Source organism: Sphingobium sp. B10D7B, assembly GCF_025961955.1.
Taxonomy (GTDB): Bacteria; Pseudomonadota; Alphaproteobacteria; order Sphingomonadales; family Sphingomonadaceae; genus Sphingobium.
In genome coordinates this window covers 259,367-275,334 of record NZ_JAOQOQ010000001.1, presented here as the reverse complement: position 1 = coordinate 275,334, position 15,968 = coordinate 259,367, and the positions used below count along the sequence as shown (strand labels likewise).

Below are 15,968 nucleotides of genomic sequence, written 5' to 3'. Positions count from 1 at the left end.
GAGACAGTGAGATCTGACCTCTGGCGGAGATAGCGTAGGTGCAGGAAAGGTGCGAGCCCATTTTGGAGGATGAGCGCGTCGCGCTGCGCAACCGCGCCTGGCACCGTTATTTCGCTAGGCGCGTGCCCGTTGGTGAGGTGAAAGATCTGATGCAGGACGTGCTCGCCAGCACAACCGTCAGAAAAGCCCTCAGATCGAGAAGTTGCAGGGCGCTCATCCGCAGGCCAATAGTTGCTTTCGTCCACTATGAGGTGCTGCTAGGACGAGCAGATATAAGCGCTGGAACACAGAATTTTGGCAGTCTGCGCGGGGGGATGGACGAATGAGGGGGAGCCACAGCGCGGTAGCGCGACCTGAGGAATGGCATTGCCGCAGGATTGCTATCTCGCAGTTCGCCCGCAACCAGCGCACTTTTCTAATCGCTTTTGCCCTTCACGCTTTGGCTGCCTGCTCGGAAAAAGCGCCACCGCCGCCGCCTACACCGCAAGTCATTATCGCAAAACCCTTCAGCCGCAATGTGGCCGATTGGGTAGATTATGCAGGACGTTTTGAAGCGGTGGACGCCATCGATGTGCGTCCGCGAGTCTCTGGCTTGCTGCAATCGGTCCACTTCAAGGACGGGCAGTCCGTCACGCGCGGACAATTGCTCTTCACGCTCGATCAACGGCCCTTCGCCGCCAGACTGGCGCAAGCCCGCGCCGGCGTCGCCCGTGCGCAAGCGGCGCTCGCCAGAACCTCGGCTGATTATAAACGCGCGACGGCCCTGATCGGCGATGGCTTCATCAGCCAGTCCCTGGTCGATACCCGCCTTGCTGATTGGGAGCAGGCGTCCGCTGAGCTGGCCAACGCCCGCGCCGTCGCGCAGGCCGCATCGCTGGATCTCTCGTTCACGCGCATCACGGCGCCAGCAAGCGGGCGGGCATCCTATCGCAGACTTGCAGCAGGCAATCTGGTCTCGGCCGAGCAGACCTTGCTCACCACCATCATGACACAGAACCCCATGCGCTTTGTGTTCGATGCGCCGGAGGGTGCTTTCCTGCAATTCCGCCGGGCTCGTGAGAGTGGCGCTGTCGTGCGGATCCGCCTTGAGGATGAAACCGAGTTCAATTGGGCCGGTCAGATCGAGATGCTGGACAATGCGCTCGATCGAAGCTCCGGCACCATCCGCGGACAAGCGCTCGTACAGAACCCCACCGGCTTGCTCACGCCCGGCATGTTTGGAAGGATGCGCTGGACTTTGGGCGCGCCTAGCCCTGCACTGCTTGTTCCAGAGAAGGCGATCATTGTCGATCAGACCCGTCCGACCGTATTCGTCGTCGGCAAGGATGGTCTGATTGCCCAGCGCATTGTGGAGCTGGGCAATATAGCGGACGGCCTGCGGGTCATCCGCAGCGGCCTCGCGCCCGGCGAGCAGGTCGTCATCGCCGGCATGCAGCGCGCGCGAGTGGGGCAGAAGGTCGTCGCCGAGCTAGGCAAGATCGAACCTGAGCGGCCCGCACCGGGAGCGACCAAGTGAGCGCCGCCAACGCGCGAATGAGCTTCTCGCATTTCTTCATCGCGCGACCCATCTTTGCTTGCGCCTTGTCGCTGTTTATTCTGCTCGTCGGCATCATTAGCTATTGGCGCTTGCCGGTCGACCAATATCCAAAAATCTCGCCGCCGGTGGTCAGCGTCACCGCCGTCTATCCCGGCGCGTCTGCCGAGGTTATGGCGGACACCGTTGCAGCCCCACTGGAGCAACAGATCAATGGCGTGGACAACACGCTGTATGTGAGTTCGACCGCGATTGCGGATGGCCGCGTGACGATCAACATCAGCTTCCAGATCGGCACCGATCCTGATTTGGCGCAGGTGCAAGTGCAGAACCGCGTGCAGACCGCGCTGCCCCAGCTGCCGCAGGAAGTGCAAAATCTCGGCGTGACGGTGCGCAAGGCGCAGAACGACACACTGATGATCGTCCACATGCTGTCGACTTCACCCAGTATCGATCGCGAATATCTCGCCAACTACGCAGCCATGCAGGTGCGCGAACGGCTGCTCCGCCTGCCCGGCGTGGGCGATGTCGGAACATTCGCTTCACGTGATTATGCCATGCGCATCTGGATCGACCCGGACAAGGCAGCCGCGCGCGACCTGACCGTGCAAGAGATATTGGCGGCGCTGCGCGGCAACAATATCCAGCTTGCGGCGGGAACGGTTGGCGGCGCGCAAATGAGCCAGAATCCCGGCCCTACCCAATATAATCTGAATGTTCAGAGCAAGCTCAACCAGCCCAAAGAGTTCGAGCAAATCATCGTCAAACGCGATGCGCAAGGGCGCGTCACCCGCATCGGCGACATTGCGCGGGTGGAGCTGGGCGCACAGACCTATTCGATCAACGCCTATCTCGATCAGGGAGAAGCCTATCCCCTAAGTGTTTCGCAGGCATCGGGCGGCAATGCACTCCAGACGGCCAACGCCGTTCGCGAGACGATGAAGGAACTCGCCAAGAGTTTCCCGCCCGGCGTTTCCTACCGGATCGTATTCAACCCCAGCCAATATATCAGCGATTCCGTGAACAAGTTACGCGACACGATGGTCGAGGCGGTCATTCTCGTTGTGATCGTCGTCATATTGTTCCTGCAAAGCTGGCGCACCGCCATCATCCCGTTGTTGGCTATACCCATCTCGCTAGTCGGCACCTTCGCTGTCATGGCGGCGGCGGGCTTCTCGCTCAACAACCTCTCGCTGTTCGGGCTGGTTCTTTCCATCGGGATCGTGGTGGATGATGCCATCGTCGTGGTGGAAAATGCCGAGCGCCATATTCGCGCAGGCGTTTCCCCGCGCGAGGCGGCGTATCGGACTATGAATGAGGTGGGGGGCGCGCTCATCGGCATCGCGCTGGTGCTGGTGGCCGTGTTCGTGCCGACCGCCTTCATGGGCGGCGTCACGGGGCAATTCTACAAGCAGTTCGCACTAACGGTGACCGCCGCAACCGTCATCTCGCTCATCGTGTCGCTTACCCTCTCGCCCGCCCTGTGCGCGCTGCTACTGCGCCAGCATGACAGTGTCCTGCCGCGCACCGCCATCATGCGTTGGCTGCACCGGAGCGGCGAGCGCTTTACGATGATGTTTGACCGCTTCGGTCAAAGCTATGGAAGGCTCACACGGCGCTTGCTGCGTATGATGGGCCTCGTCTTCATCCTCTATATCGGCTTGCTGTTGCTCACCGGTTGGCGGCTCTATGACACGCCGCGCGGTTTCGTGCCTCAGCAGGATCAGAGCCTCGCCGTCGTCGCGATCAATCTGCCGACCGGCGCCAGCCTCGCACGCACCGATGCCGTAGTGCGGCAGGCCATCGATGTCATGCTGGAGACACCGGGCGTTCAGGCAGCCTCCGTCTATGCGGGCGTGGATGCGATGGGCATGTCCGTCCAGTCCAGCGCCGGACAGCTTTATGCCATCATGGAGCCGTTCAGCGAGCGGTTGCCCAAGGGACTGACCGCGGACGTCATCGTCGCCGACCTGCGCAAGCGCTTCTCGGGCATGACCGAGGCGGACATTCGTCTCATCATGCCGCCTCCGGTGCGCGGCCTTGGCACGGCGGGCGGCTTCCGCCTCATGGTGGAGGACCGTGGCGGGCACGGCTACGCGGCGCTCGATGCTGTGACACGCGATCTCGCCGCGGCGGCCGCTGAAGAGCCCGCCATTTCCCAGAGCTTCACTAATTTCAACATGCGCAGCCCGCGCATCGCGGTGGAGGTGGACCGCGATAAGGCCGAGATGCTCGGTGTGGAAAGCCAGGATGTTTATGCCGCGCTCCAGACCTACATGGCGGGCTCCTACGTCAACAACATTACCCTGCTTGGCCATAGCTTCCAGGTGATTGCGCAAGCGGACCCGGCCTATCGGGAGAATGCGGACCTGCTGGGGCAGATAAAAACGCGCTCGGCGTCCGGCACGATGGTCCCGCTCGACGCGGTCGCTAAGCTCACGCCCTCGACCGGGCCGTATCGCGTTCAGCGCTACAATCTCTATCCATCGACCGATATTCAGGGCGAGGCAGCGCCGGGCTATTCCTCCGGCGAGGCGATGGAAGCGATGGAGCGGATCGCCGCTCAGCGCCTCCCCGCGGGCTTTGGCTTCGAGTGGACGGACTTAGCCTATCAGCAGCGTGTTGCGGGAGGCAGCGGTGAACTTGCCTTCGGGCTGGCGATCATCTTCGTGTTCATCGCGCTGGCGGCATTTTATGAGAGCCTGACACTGCCGCTCGCGATCATCATGATCATACCGCTCTGCCTGCTCTCCGCCATTCTGGGCGTGAACCTGCGAGGCGAGGACAATAATATTCTCACGCAGATCGGCATGGTGGTGCTGATTGGCCTTGCGGCGAAAAACGCAATTCTGATCGTAGAATTTGCACGCCAGGCCGAGGATGAGGGCCTGTCCTCCCGGCAAGCCGCGATCATCGCCGCGCGCATCCGCCTGCGTCCGATCCTCATGACCTCTTTCGCGTTCATCGCCGGCGTGGTCCCCCTCGCTTTTGCGACGGGCGCCGGTGCGGAATTGCGCCAAGCGCTGGGAACAGCCGTCTTCTACGGGATGATCGGCCTGACCCTGCTCGGCCTCATCTTTGCGCCAATCTTCTATGTGGCCTGCAGGATGCTCGGCGACCGGGTTTCAGGCACAATGAAGCGTCGACGCGCAAGACGCGATCCAGATGTGTCTGACACTGCTGTTGAGAATATCTCGCGGGAGTGAGCCCTTTCGCCGACTGAGGCCACTAGCAACTCGACTTCACATCATCTGCTGATATGGCCAAGACCTTGGAATGCTCAAGCCCCCTGTGTCCGCGATACTCAAGCTCTCTACCCCCGGTTTTGCTTCCCCAGAGTAGATGTAGATCAAATCGTGAACATTTCAACGGTCCTGGGCGAGTAATTCACGAATTTGTGGAAAGCGGCTCAGCGGTCCGATGAATTAGGTGTCGTCTGTGAGCAGCTGCTCTAATCCCAGCTCACGGCTCTTCCAGGCGGCAAAGCATTACTGCACTCGTTACTTCCCAAAGGTAGGCAATCAATACTCGCTGTTCAGGCTTAAGAGGCGCGGTATCGAATGCATTTGACACCAAATAGATGATCCACTGCTGACTGCAATGTCCCACGATCCGGCGTTCGCTTCCTGCGACAGTCGATCAAAGCCGGTCGTTGGGGTCGGCCTACTTGAACGACTGCTCCAGCCAATAGCAGTCATTCGGGACGTTTCAGCCCGCCCTGAGAGACCCGACCCAATTCGAGACTTTGGCTTCGGAACTGTGCATCCCGACAGCGGACGTTCGATCAGTGCTAAGTCATTTTAACGTCCACGGGTGCGTTCCGCCTCATTTCCGATCCGTCGCGCCTTCAACAAATCGTGTCGCGATAGAATACCGATCACCTTGCTGGTGATCGGGTCGATGATCGGAACACGCCCGACGCCCGTCGCGACCATGAGATCGGCCACCACACCAACCGGTGCCTGCGCGGTTGTAAAGGGCTGTGACGCATCCGAAACGACATCAGACAAAGCCACGTCTCCCGGTGCGCTTTCAACTTGCCAGCGCAGCGCGTCGGATCTCGATACCAGACCGAGCAACCGCCCTTCTTCATCTATCACTGGATAGCTGCGATGCCTGGCCGTGCTCCCGAAAAATGCGATCGTCTCGCCAACTACTTTCCGCGGCGTCACCTGCCCCTCGACAACACGAACGGGATGCGCAGCACCGTGCGCAGATCGGTGGCGTCTTCGGTCGCCCCCACCTCGACCGACCAGTTCAGCGTCGTGCGGTCCGTCGCGCGGTAGCTTACGCCGAACAGCAGGCGGCCGATCTGGAGATCGCGCGCTGTCTGCACCTGCGGGTCGCCCCAGTCCATCGTGGGCATCAGCAGGCGCTGCGTGGTGCGCGTGCCGAAGGACCAGCTGTGCGCATAACCCAGGTTGAAGGAGGTGCGCTGGTTCAATGACACGCCGATCCCCATGCTGACGGAGATCGCGTCTCCCGGCTTCACATAGGTGATACGCACCGGCGGGATGACCGTGTCGACCCCGTGACCGAAATTGCGGGTGTAGCCAATGGAGCCGAACAGGACGGCCGGGTCACTGGGCAGAATTGCGGTCAGGCTCGGCGTCACGCCCCAAAAGCCGGACCCCGTGGCGGCGCGGGTCGCGCGGCCCAGCGTATCCCGAGAGATGTCGAAGGGGTCGGTGCCGGTGGGCACCACAACCTGCAAATTGCCGATCAGGAACGGCCAGCCGCCCCGCGCAGAGCTCAGCTGATAGCGCGCCGACAGCTCAAGGTCGCCAACCCCCCGGCCGCTGGTGCTGCTATCGATGGTCGCCGCATCGGGATCGCCCGTCGTGCCCTGAATCGGGGCCAGCACCGACTTGTCATTGCGATAGACGAACGGAAGACGGGCGCCGATCTCGACATTGCCGAGGAGCCCATAACGCAGGCCGGCGGATGCCGTGAGCACGTCCTGCCGGCTCTCGTTGATATCGAACACACCAACGAGCACGGACTCCACCACTTCGATGCCGCGGAAAAGCGCACGGTTGCGGTCGGCCCGCGCATAATCGAGCTGAAGCTCGGCGGTGAGCTGACCGCGCCGGGTCACGACGCTGCCTTGCTCTCCCAGCACCGCGACCTCGGGCGGGCGATCGATATCCGGTGGCGCTTCCCCCACGGGGCCAGCCGGGGCCTGGGGCGCACCATTGGGCGCGCGCGGAGGCGGGACAGCGTTGCTGGCGGACTGGACAGTTTGCGGCGGATTTGCTGCCGATGGCGCCGCCGTTGCGCCACTTGGTTGCGCATCCATGGCAAGGCGCTGCTCCAGCGCGCGAATGCGCGCCTCCTGCGCTTCCAACTGCTGTTGCTGCCGGGCGATGAGGCTGAGCGCCTGCTTCAGTTCGGGGCTGGCATTGCTCGACTGTGGCAGCGCGGTGCCCGTTGGCTGGGCCCATGCCGGTGATGCGGCCAGGGCGCCGCCAAGCATTGCCACTCCCCCCAGGAGCCGACCTATTCTGGTCATTTGTGTCCTTCCTTCAACGAATAAGATCCCGCGTCGCGTCAAGCGCCATGCTGTCGATCCTCGGCATGGCCGAGCCGACGGTCGCGGGCGTGGCGTTCATCAGATCGAGGTTGATCGTCGTGCTGGTCTCGATCGCACGGTTGTTACCGCTGTTGAGGAGCACACTGCCCAAGGCCTGCCCAAACACGTGGGTGACCTCCAGATCCTGCTGCGACAAGGTCACCTTGAAACCGCTGCCTAGCCGATCGAGCCCGACCGTGCCGTTCTGGGTTTGCGCGCGATCGCCCGGGCCCAGCGGGAGTGGTGTCGATCCATCGGGGCTGAGGCCGATCTCCGCCTGCTCGCCCGTACTCACGGTGACGGCGCCGACGCTCGGACGATAGCTCCGCTCGACGAGCGAGACACCGCTCTCGCGGTCGAAACTGACCCAGACATCACCCGGGTTGCCCGCGTGTTGCGAGGGGCCGCTGGTGCCTGGCGCATCGGGCTGCCTCGTGGCTTGTGGCGCGTAGATGGCAAGGCGCGGCGCGCCCTGATCGACGGTGAAGACACTGCGCAGGAGCAATTGCCCGTCGACGCTCGTATCGGTCTGTACGGCCATGGCGACTTCCACACCGTTGGGGAGGAGGAATTTGCCGCGGCTTTCGGCAAGAACATCCTCCGGAACCGGCTCGTGTCCCTCGACCGGCGGTTGCGCGAAGACGGGGTTGCAGAGGACAACTGCTGCAACGGCCGAGATGAGATTGCGGTTCATGGCTAGAAGTCCCTCATGAAGGGCGCAGTCAAAGCCAGTGCTTGCTGGCTGAGCGGCTGAACGAATGCGGCGCCGACCGGTGCGCGGGAGAAGGCCCCCCACTGCCGATCCCCATTAAAGGCGCTGCGCCCCACCGCAGTGTCCTCGCCGATCACGAAATAAATGCCGTTCCAAGCGCGCTGGAACGCGGGTCGCGACATGGTGCGCAGACCGAGCGCCGGATCTCCGATCAGCAGCTCCTCCGCGCTGATGCCTTTGACCACGACGAAATGGCGGTAGCCGTTCGCCTCGATCAACGCGATGCCGGGCACGCCTGCCGCAGCGACCTGATCGAGCGAGACCTTGTATCCGTCCGCGCTGAGGCCGGCATTGGCAAGATAGCGCTTCATGTCGAGCAAGGAAAAGCCGAGCCGGGTAATCTGCGCGCGGTCTCCCACGCGCCACATGCCGTTGAACACGTCGGCTTCCGCCCTGCTCCGGCGATAATGATAAGTCAGCAACGTGGCGAGCGCAGCCGAACCGCAACTGAAATCAAATTGCTGCCGAACGACCGTCAAAAAACGCCGGTCCTCGAACGACGTGACAGGCGGCGTGACATCGCCGAGACCCGCCGCTCCGAGCTGGAACGTCGGCCCTCCGCTCACCTGCGCACTGCAGCCGGAGAGCAGCATGAGTGCGGCAAGGAGCATGCGCGCCATTATTGTGCGGGCAGCAGGGCGATGTTGACGTTCATCGAAGCATTGATCGCGACGTTGTTGCCGGAATTGGCATTGATGATCGAGAGGCCGGAAAGGTTCTGGAATGCGTTCCCATCGATGGCCACCGCCCCGGTCACGGAATTGCCGCTCACGCTGCTGTCCGATACGGCGGCAATATGCTCGGACTGGGCGATCTGGTTGAGATCCGCGCGGCCTGTCACCTGCTCGAGCGTGGCGACGTCGACGGGCGGCGCCGCGCCCTCAAATGGCGGTTGCGCAAGGGCAGCCGAGGCAAAACTGCCCGACAAGGTCACAAGCCATGCCCGGCGGAATAGAAATCGGTTCATGCATCCTCTCCCTTTATGATGTAAAAAGACTGGCCGGCGGTGGAGATCGCCGGCCAGTTGGAGAGGCTTAGCGAAGCGTGATGTCGCCCGCGGAGACCGCCACGCTCACCGACGCGTTCTGCGATGCGCCAACGCCGGTGTTCTGGTTGACCGCCTGCATGCCAGCAAAGTTCTGGAATGCGCTGCCACCCGTGCGGATGCTGTTATCAGCCACCGGGGACTCGCCGCCACGACCGTCGAAGCTGACGCTCACGCCCGTCACATAGCTTGAGAGATTGGCGCTGGCGACCAGGGCGCTGTCACCGAAGACGGAATCCGACTTGGCGGAACCGGCTGCGGTATCACCGCCGCTGAAGGCCCAGCTGTGATCGGAATTGTCCGAATTGTCTTCCCAGCTGTTGTTGCTGGCGACGGTGTTGGTCGAGCTGTCATCCTGAGAGGACATGTCGCGGCTGTCGGTTGCCGTGCCGCCATTGTTGGCCGCAACCTGCGCGCCCGAAGCGGAGCTGTTGTCCGACATGTCATGCGTGGACGAGTCATTGCCGCTGTCGGCCGTGTTCACCGAATTATTGGACATGTCGTTGCCGCTATCGGCGACGCTATTGTCCGTGGACGTGTTCGTGGTGGTGTTCGACGTCCAGGCGCTGTTGCCGCTGTCGCTCGTGCTGGTGTTGCCGCTGTCAGCGGTGTTCACCGAGTTGTTCGACATATCATTGCCGCTGTCGGAAACAGTGAGGCTGTTGTCAGACATGTCATTGCCACTGTCGGCAATATCGACGCTATTGTCGGTGTTGGTCGTGGCGTTGGACGTCCAGGCCGAGTTGCCGCTGTCGCTCGTCGTGGTTGTGGTATTGCCACTGTCGGCGGTGTTCACCGAGTTATTCGACATGTCGTTGCCGCTGTCCGCCACATCGACGCTGTTGTCGGTGTTGGTGGTGGCATTGGAGGTCCAAGCCGAATTGCCGCTGTCGCTGGTGGTGGTTGTGGTGGCGCTATTGCCGCTGTCCGCCACGCTGTTGTCCGTGTTCGTGGTGGTGTTGGCCGTCCAGGCAGAATTGCCGCTGTCGGACGTCATCGTGTTGCCGCTGTCGGCGGTGTTGACCGAGTTGTTCGACATATCGTTACCACTGTCGGCAACGCTGTTATCAGTGTTGGTGGCCACATTTGTGGACGTGTTTGCGGTCCAGGCGCTGTTGCCGCTGTCGCTGGTGGTGGTGGTGGTGGTGGATTCGGCCATCCAGCTGTTGTTGCCGCTATCGCTGACGGTGTTGCCGTCCTGCGCCAGCGCGGGCGATGCCGCGATAAGCGCGGCGGCCGAGGCCGTGATCAGTAGAGTTTTCATCGATTGTCGTCCTTTCAGGGTTCCCACGCCGCCCTCGGGGCTTTCCCCGATCGACGCATCGACTCCGCCTCCGCGGAGACCCACCCTGAATAGGTTAACGGCGAATTAACCTTCACCCCCACCGAACTATCTCTTCCCCCCTCATAGCGCTGTATGAGTAACCCTCATTTGGGGGTGAGTGTGATAATTGTGAAGACGAACGAAAGTCTCAGAATAATAAGAGGGAATCGGGCTTCTGAATCAGAGGGCGGAAAAATGACCCAATGATGTTCGAGCAATGCTCGATAACATCACCCTGATAAGATCAGATTGCCGATGGGTGGCCGTTTTTCCGAAGATTTGTTTCAAATAACTTCGCGCGGTGGCCTCCGCGATTTTCATCCGGGCGGCAGCATCATTCAGTGCGAGGCCGCAAACCAGATGGTGGACCAGCTGACCCTCGGTCTTGGTGAGCCGATAGGCGTCGCAACAGCGCTGGAGCGCCAGGGTTACGTCCGTGTCCGAATCATAAATGCACAGGACGAAAGAAGGATCCGCGGAAATTTCCGGGCGCGTGAATGTCGGCGATAAAAGGGCCATGAGAGGCCGGCGATAATTCTTCCGGCTCAGGCTGATCAGCACCGCTTCGCCATCGTGCGACGCATGGTCCATGGCCGCGTGCAGCTTGGTGGTCTCGCCGCGATTGACGGCAACAAGCGAATAGCGCGACTTGTGCACCACATCCCGCTTCTGGAACATCAGCGTGGCGACGGCATTCTCGCCGATCACCGCGCCATGGCCGTCAAGAATGATAATCGCCACGTCGCTCAGGTCGAGCGCCGACTTATAGGCGATCAAGGCGCGCTGCTGGCTTCGCGCATGCAGCCAGAGACGAAAATAGCCCGCAAGCACGGGCTGCAGCTTCTTGGCCATCTGTTCGGCGGCGAGCCGCTGGACCATGTTGGCATGGCGGTAAAGCGCCGTGAGGATCAGGCGCAGCCCGCCATGTTCTGCCACGGCCAAGGTCATCGCACGCTTCGCTTCCTCGACCTGCGTCAGTTCGTGCCAAGCAACACGCGCACCTTGGCCGGTGTAATGAAGCGCGTCGGTATCTTGGCAGGCGATCGCCACCGCCAAGTGCGGATCGGAGAGCAGGGCGCGATTGGGGCTCACTCGCGCAAGCAGCTCTGGGCTGTTGTCGTCGCGATGAAGGGAAAGAACCGCCTCGTCCGCAAAGACGCGACCGGCGAACTTGCTCAAAATCCAGTCCAGATCGTCTGCAACCCGGTCAGATTGTCCGTCCTGATCGATCGGGCGCCCACCGTCCGGTTCTGCAAATATGTGGTCTGCGGCCACCTCGGTCTTCGATATTGTGACCATTCCTCCCCCTCAGCCCACCATTGTATGGCATGCGCGTTAACCACAATGCGTGGGGGGCTGATTTGGCTCCGCTATCGCGGGATTGAGACTGCCCCGATTTGGTACATATCTGAAATTTGAGGATTTCATGCCGGCAATGCCCATCAATAGCCGACCATCCGGTAATGGGGACGCTACAATTCGGCGAAACGACATTTGGGTTATTAATGAACGGCCGCTTCTGAACTCCAGCATTTGTACGCTAAATGTTTGCTAAATTGGCGACTGCGGCCAGCAGTGCCCCGATGGCGTGAGATTTTGACCGCTCACCATCAGCGCAGTTGGCTATCCTTACTGCCGCGCCGGTTGATGCAAGGAAAAAGCCCGGTGCTTGTCGCGGCCAGACTGGCAGGCCACGCATGTCCGGGCACCGGGCAGAGCTTCGCGGCGTGCCTGCGGGATTGGCTCTCCACCTTCCCTCACAATCGGCGCGACCCGAACCTGCCGGCATACGAGCACGCGCTGTTGCCAGCGCGTCTTTCACGCTGTCCTCGATTTGGTTCTGAACAGCGCCCTCGAGCGCCCAGCCATTGGCCATGCGTACTCGATCCTGCGCAATTGGAGGTTGAGGGACCGTTATAGGAATGCAGCGGCCTCATTTCATCCTCGCAGCGTCTTCGGACAGTCCTCCGCTGGTGCGCAGCAGTCTCACAATGCCATTATAGGCGGCGTGCAATCCCTCATTGCGCCCAGTCTCATGGTCCGATCCTGCCACTTCCCAGAACGCGACCAGCCATCCGTCCGGGCAGCGCTCGCGCAGCACCCACAGCGCGAGCGCGACCCCCACGGGTCTCCACCTTGCCCTTCGCGGCCGTTGCGTCACGCAAAACATTCCGCGCGCGCTCGATAGTCCTCATATTGTGGGATGCATCCGCAATGGAAACCATGGATAAAATGCGTTCGATGTCTTCCTGACTCTCGGCCGTGCCGAAAGGAGGCGAGCCTGCGCCGGTCCGCTCTCGAACCTTAAACGATTTGCACCGACAATAGACCGACCCGCCGTACCTCGCAGAACTTAGTCCCCTTATCGCGCTCCCAACCTGCTGGATGCGGAAACAAGACATTCTAACAGGAGGTATGGCGACTTGCGAAAACGACGGGCGGCGGGAAGCGACGTCAGCACCCGACGAAGTTCCTTTCCGTTCAACCTGTGTGGCCACCCAGCGTCTCGGCGAACCAGTCAGCAATATAATCGCGCCCGTAAGACATATTGTCAGCGCCGACATGCTCGACCCCGCCCTCGCGTTCGGTGAAGATCTTGAGTTCGCGCCGGGGGCTGTTGACCAGTTGCGCGTAGCAGTCATGGGCATATTCCACGCTGATCTGGCGGTCATGCGCGCCGTGGGTGACCAGGAAGGGCACGCGCACGCCGTCCATGCGGCCATTGAGGTTCATCTCCTCGGATTTAGCGAGGAAATCCTCCATGTCTGTCGCACCGAATGCCCAGAACACATGCGCCCAGTAGTGCGGTACGGGGTTCTCGCCTTCGCGGCGGATGCGCTTGTCCTGCACTTCCCGCCAATTGTGGTTGGCGCCCCAGCAGGCACCGCTGGCGAAGCGCGGCTCGAAGGCGACGGCGCGCGGCGCGAAGTGGCCGCCGAGCGAGATGCCCGTCATGCCGATGCGCTTGGGGTCGGCATCCGGCTGGGTCTCCAGCCAGTCGACCGCTTTCGATGCCCAGTTTTCGCTATGCGGATCGACCGGCAGATTGTGCAGCCGCAGCGCCTCGCCGGTGCCGGGCTGATCGACGCAGAGCGTGGAGACACCGCGTCGGGCCAGCGCCTCGGGCAGGCGCGACCAGTAGAGCAGTTCCTTGCAGCTATCGAGGCCATTGCAGTAGACGACCACCGGCCGCGGCCCCTCGCCGGGCGCCCGCGTGTAGAGCGCCGACATCATGCTGCCATCGCCGAGCGGGATCTCCACCCGTTCGCGGTTGATCTTGCCGAGATCGGTCGACTGGGCGAAGATCGACAGCGCCCGGGCGTAGGTTTCCTCGCGCCCCGGGGAACCATGGCCCTGCATCCGCTCCGCCACGAAGAGGTAGAGCGCAGCCCGCTCCAGCTTCTCGGATGCCGAGATGGCCCGGCCCTTTGCGATGTCCTCATCGGCAAGGCTGACCAGCGTATCCGCCACGCGTACCCATTGCGCCATGAACTGCGGCGTACCGGCGTCAGCGCCGCTGGCGGCGGCATCCTTGATCGGCTGGCACATATCGACGATTTCGCCGATGCGCCCGCCGCTCTCCAGCGCGATGGCGACCGAGAGGTTCCAGATGTAGTTGGGGAAATATTCGAACAACGCCACGGATCAGGCCTCCACTGCCACGAACAGGCCGGGATTGGCCTCCGGATGGGGCATGGTCTGCGGACCGCCGACGCCGATTCCCCACTGATCCATCACGCGCGGCGCGGGCACATGGACCTTGGGCTCATGCGTTTCGAAGTCCACGTCTTCCAGTTCAGCCGTATATTCAACCGCGAAGCCCGAGGGCGTGACAAAGTAGGAGAAGGTATTGTCGCCGGCCGTATGGCGCCCCGGCCCCCAGCGAATATCGGTCTTGTTCTGCTTGAGGCGGCTGATGCCCGCCATCATCCCGTCGACATCGGTCATGTCATAAGCAACGTGATTGAGGCAGGGCGGCCCAGGCAGCAGCGCGATGCGGTGATGCGCGCTGTTGCAGCGCAGGAAGCACATGAAGTCGCCAAGCCAGTCGGAAACCTTGAAGCCCAGCACATCGCAGAAGAAGCGCACGGCGGCCTGATGATCCGGCGAATGCAGCACGATATGGCTGATCTTGACCGGCAGGCCTTCCCAGCGCGTGATCTCGCGCGCCTCGCCACGTGCGACATCGGACGAGACCTCCATCAACAGGCCATCCGGCGTGAAGAAGCGGAAGCCATGGCCGCCGCCGGGCGTCCTCAAATCCTGCGGCTCGCTCACCAGCTTGGCCGCCGAGGCGCGCACCCTCTCGCACAGCGCATCGACATCGGCGCGGCTATTGGCAGCCAGGGCGATCACATCGACACGGTTCTCGTCGCTCGGCCGCAGGCGGACGACATGATGCTCGTCATGCCCCTGCGTCTTGAACCATGCCATGCCATCGTCGCTGGGCACGCGCTCAAGGCCCCAGTGGCCCTCATAGAAGCTGGACTCGGTGGCAAAATCGGTGACGGCATAGCCAACATAGCGAATTTCAGTGACGCGGCTCATCTTCAGTTCCTTTCAAATCGGCTCGGCGGTGCGCTCGAACATTTCGGTGGTGGCCTTGGCGTTGTCGACAGGCGGGCCTTTTCCGATCTGGCCCATGCAAATGGCGAGGCTGGCGCGCACGATGTAGGCGCAGCGCTCGAAGCGGCGATCATGATATGCCGCGAACGCTTCTTCGACGGAGGCGTGACGGGCCAGTTCCTCGGCGAGCACGATACTGTCTTCGATCGCCATGCCGGCGCCCTGCCCCAAATGCGGCGTGGTGGCGTGGACGGCGTCGCCGATCAGCACCACCCGCCCCTTGCTCCACGGGCCTTCGACCAGCATGCCTTCCAGCGGACGATAGACGACCTCCTCGTCATCGACGATCTGCTCGGCCAGCGCCTGCAAGGCCGGGGCGCAGCCGGCGAGCTTGGCGCGCATCGCTGCAGCCAGGCCCTCGCGCGGATACCAGGGATTGCCCGGCTCCGGTGTGGTGACATACAGATACATGAGGTCCGGGCTGATCGGCACGAGACCGGCGCCAATCGGCCCGTTATAGACCTGCAGCGCATCGAGATCGGCCGGGCGCGGGAGATTATAGCGCCACACGGCCTGCCCTGTGAACTGCGGCTTTTCTGCGTCCGGCAGGATCATCTCACGCGTCTTGGAAAAGACGCCATCCGCGCCGATCACCAGATCGAAACGGCCTGCGCTGCCATCCGAGAACGCCACCTCGACGGCGTCATCCCCGTCGCTGATCGCTTGCGCCGTCACGCCCAGGCGAATCTCGGCGCCGGCGCTTTGTGCCGCATCGCCCAGCACCTTCTGGAGCTGCCTGCGGCCGACGCCCAGATTGGCGGGATAATCCGGCAGCAGGCGCGGCGATGGCACCCGCGCCACCTGGACGCCGTTGGGCGCGAACACCTCGACGGCATCGAAACCGACGCCGGCCGCGGCATAGTCGTCCAATATGTCCAGCATGTGCGCCGCGCGGAGGACATTGCCCTGCTGGATGATGCCGACCCCATAGACGCTCCAGCTGGGATCACGCTCGATCACCGTTACGGAGAACCCCTGCTTGCGCAGCGCGATGGCCGAGGTCAGGCCACCAATGCCGCCGCCGATGACGAGAATGTTCTGGCTCTGCATGGTCTATGTCCGATGATTATGTTGATGAGAGGGGCGAAGCGCGGA

13 protein-coding genes and 1 pseudogene are annotated in these 15,968 nt (G+C 62.2%); 2 read left to right on the top strand and 12 right to left on the bottom strand.

Translation table 11 applies throughout. The features are described from left to right. Nucleotides 1–322 precede the first annotated feature (322 nt). Both M2331_RS01265 and M2331_RS01260 read left to right on the top strand, forming a co-directional pair. Nucleotides 323–1,516, top strand: coding sequence for an efflux RND transporter periplasmic adaptor subunit (locus tag M2331_RS01265; RefSeq protein WP_264592245.1), 1,194 nt, complete (start codon nucleotides 323–325; stop codon nucleotides 1,514–1,516). Further along, nucleotides 1,513–4,740, top strand: a complete 3,228-nt coding sequence (locus tag M2331_RS01260; RefSeq protein WP_319800976.1) for a multidrug efflux RND transporter permease subunit — start codon at nucleotides 1,513–1,515, stop codon at nucleotides 4,738–4,740. Before M2331_RS01265 ends, M2331_RS01260 begins: the two co-directional genes overlap by 4 nt. A 594-nt stretch (nucleotides 4,741–5,334) precedes the next feature. Here the strand turns inward: M2331_RS01260 and M2331_RS01255 are convergent. The 12 genes and pseudogenes from M2331_RS01255 to M2331_RS01200 form a co-directional block, all read right to left on the bottom strand. Further along, nucleotides 5,335–5,706 carry a CBS domain-containing protein gene (locus M2331_RS01255; protein WP_264592244.1) on the bottom strand — a complete coding sequence of 124 codons (372 nt, stop codon included), beginning with the start codon at nucleotides 5,704–5,706 and terminating at the stop codon, nucleotides 5,335–5,337. Next, nucleotides 5,703–7,010 carry a transporter gene (locus M2331_RS01250; protein ID WP_220128493.1) on the bottom strand — a complete coding sequence of 436 codons (1,308 nt, stop codon included), beginning with the start codon at nucleotides 7,008–7,010 and terminating at the stop codon, nucleotides 5,703–5,705. The genes M2331_RS01255 and M2331_RS01250 overlap by 4 nt, the downstream gene beginning before the upstream one ends. 49 nt (nucleotides 7,011–7,059) lie before the next feature. After that, complete coding sequence (locus M2331_RS01245) at nucleotides 7,060–7,800, bottom strand: hypothetical protein (RefSeq protein ID WP_181558609.1); 741 nt, start codon at nucleotides 7,798–7,800, stop codon at nucleotides 7,060–7,062. 2 nt (nucleotides 7,801–7,802) lie between these two features. Continuing rightward, nucleotides 7,803–8,498: a C39 family peptidase gene (locus M2331_RS01240; protein ID WP_181558608.1), complete on the bottom strand. Its 696-nt coding sequence runs from the start codon at nucleotides 8,496–8,498 to the stop codon at nucleotides 7,803–7,805. Further along, on the bottom strand, nucleotides 8,498–8,845 hold the full coding sequence (locus M2331_RS01235) for a hypothetical protein (protein WP_181558607.1): 348 nt from the start codon (nucleotides 8,843–8,845) through the stop codon (nucleotides 8,498–8,500). Before M2331_RS01235 ends, M2331_RS01240 begins: the two co-directional genes overlap by 1 nt. A 67-nt stretch (nucleotides 8,846–8,912) precedes the next feature. Then, entirely contained in the window at nucleotides 8,913–10,187 is a 1,275-nt protein-coding gene (locus tag M2331_RS01230; RefSeq protein ID WP_220128492.1) for a hypothetical protein, read from the bottom strand. A gap of 240 nt (nucleotides 10,188–10,427) precedes the next feature. Further along, entirely contained in the window at nucleotides 10,428–11,546 is a 1,119-nt protein-coding gene (locus M2331_RS01225; RefSeq protein ID WP_181558606.1) for a helix-turn-helix transcriptional regulator, read from the bottom strand. 311 nt (nucleotides 11,547–11,857) lie between these two features. Beyond that, a pseudogene (locus tag M2331_RS01220) lies at nucleotides 11,858–12,123 on the bottom strand (DksA/TraR family C4-type zinc finger protein). Nucleotides 12,124–12,180: 57 nt separating this feature from the next. After that, nucleotides 12,181–12,372 carry a hypothetical protein gene (locus tag M2331_RS01215; RefSeq protein WP_181558605.1) on the bottom strand — a complete coding sequence of 64 codons (192 nt, stop codon included), beginning with the start codon at nucleotides 12,370–12,372 and terminating at the stop codon, nucleotides 12,181–12,183. A gap of 356 nt (nucleotides 12,373–12,728) precedes the next feature. Further along, the gene (locus M2331_RS01210; protein WP_181558604.1) at nucleotides 12,729–13,889 is read right to left on the bottom strand and encodes an alpha/beta hydrolase family protein; all 1,161 of its coding nucleotides are present in this window, start codon (nucleotides 13,887–13,889) and stop codon (nucleotides 12,729–12,731) included. 3 nt (nucleotides 13,890–13,892) lie between these two features. Continuing rightward, entirely contained in the window at nucleotides 13,893–14,795 is a 903-nt protein-coding gene (locus M2331_RS01205) for a VOC family protein (RefSeq protein WP_181558603.1), read from the bottom strand. Nucleotides 14,796–14,807: 12 nt separating this feature from the next. Next, nucleotides 14,808–15,923 carry an FAD-dependent oxidoreductase gene (locus M2331_RS01200; RefSeq protein ID WP_181558602.1) on the bottom strand — a complete coding sequence of 372 codons (1,116 nt, stop codon included), beginning with the start codon at nucleotides 15,921–15,923 and terminating at the stop codon, nucleotides 14,808–14,810. Between the last annotated feature and the right edge of the window lie 45 nt (nucleotides 15,924–15,968).

What these genes read in the sequence shown, in the direction of transcription:
- M2331_RS01265 (WP_264592245.1), top strand. Translation starts at nt 323, where the DNA reads ATGAGGGGGAGCCACAGCGCGGTAGCGCGACCTGAGGAATGGCATTGC.
- M2331_RS01250 (WP_220128493.1), bottom strand. Translation starts at nt 7,010, where the DNA reads ATGCTTGGCGGCGCCCTGGCCGCATCACCGGCATGGGCCCAGCCAACG.
- M2331_RS01245 (WP_181558609.1), bottom strand. Translation starts at nt 7,800, where the DNA reads ATGAACCGCAATCTCATCTCGGCCGTTGCAGCAGTTGTCCTCTGCAAC.
- M2331_RS01240 (WP_181558608.1), bottom strand. Translation starts at nt 8,498, where the DNA reads ATGGCGCGCATGCTCCTTGCCGCACTCATGCTGCTCTCCGGCTGCAGT.
- M2331_RS01235 (WP_181558607.1), bottom strand. Translation starts at nt 8,845, where the DNA reads ATGAACCGATTTCTATTCCGCCGGGCATGGCTTGTGACCTTGTCGGGC.
- M2331_RS01230 (WP_220128492.1), bottom strand. Translation starts at nt 10,187, where the DNA reads ATGAAAACTCTACTGATCACGGCCTCGGCCGCCGCGCTTATCGCGGCA.
- M2331_RS01225 (WP_181558606.1), bottom strand. Translation starts at nt 11,546, where the DNA reads ATGGTCACAATATCGAAGACCGAGGTGGCCGCAGACCACATATTTGCA.
- M2331_RS01205 (WP_181558603.1), bottom strand. Translation starts at nt 14,795, where the DNA reads ATGAGCCGCGTCACTGAAATTCGCTATGTTGGCTATGCCGTCACCGAT.
- M2331_RS01200 (WP_181558602.1), bottom strand. Translation starts at nt 15,923, where the DNA reads ATGCAGAGCCAGAACATTCTCGTCATCGGCGGCGGCATTGGTGGCCTG.